Origin of the sequence: Methylophaga sp. UBA5088 (assembly GCF_002414625.1) — a bacterium.
Taxonomy (GTDB): Bacteria; Pseudomonadota; Gammaproteobacteria; order Nitrosococcales; family Methylophagaceae; genus Methylophaga; species Methylophaga marina.
In genome coordinates this window covers 20,312-21,217 of sequence record NZ_DIAC01000037.1, presented here as the reverse complement: position 1 = coordinate 21,217, position 906 = coordinate 20,312, and the positions used below count along the sequence as shown (strand labels likewise).

General features: G+C 44.5%; 1 protein-coding gene. It reads left to right on the top strand.

Going from position 1 to position 906, the window contains the following annotated elements:
* On the top strand, window positions 1-906 hold a 906-nt coding region (locus B4K20_RS05280), incomplete at both ends, for an HlyD family secretion protein (RefSeq protein ID WP_349678792.1).

Genomic DNA, 906 nt, shown 5'->3' with positions numbered 1-906 from the left:
CAGAATGGTCAAGCTGAAAAAAGTTGTTATACCACTCATTATTTTTGGCCTGACTGTTCTGATTGTGGCTGCACTTATTGCCACTAAACCAAAAGCAACAGCCAAAGACACCAAACAAAAAGCCTGGCTGGTGAATGCCATTCCCGCTGAGTTCCAAACAATACGTCCACAAATAACTGTGTATGGTCGGATTGAAACTCCACGTGATGCCAATCTTAAAGCGGCTGTTGAAGCTGATGTTGAATCAGTAATGGTGCTGGAAGGTGAAACTGTTGATCGAGGTGAATTACTACTGCAGCTTGATAAAACGGATGTTGAACTCGTCAAGCAGCAGCGCCAAGCTGATGTGGATGAAATTATTGCTTCAATTGCCAATGAAAATGTGCGTTATCAACGCGACCTTAACTTGCTGGATAATCAGAAGCAGTTAGTCAATCTGGCAGATAATGCGGTTCAGCGAGCTAAAAAACTCGAGCAAAACAAGCTGACATCTCGCGCCACACTGGATGAGTCCTTATCAGCTTACCAACAACAAGTGCTGGCACTTAAACAATTACAGAATGATATCGCCGAGCATCCTTCACGACTGGCACAGCTAGAAGCGGCTAAAAAACGAGCTGAAGCCTTACTCAAACAGAGTGAGGTGAATCTGGGACGTACCGATATACTTGCTCCTTTTGCGAGTCGTGTTGCGACATTGAATGTTGCTATTGGCGATCGTGTTAGGCCAGGCGATAGTCTGATTAAGGTTTATGATCTAAATAATCTAGAGGTACGAGCCCAAATTCCCGGCCGTTACAGCCAGAAAATTCGTAAGATGTTGGAAAACGGGCAACAAATCATCGCCTCCACTGTCATTGACGGTGAGCCAATCAAGTTAGAATTAAAGCGACTCTCAGGAGAAGT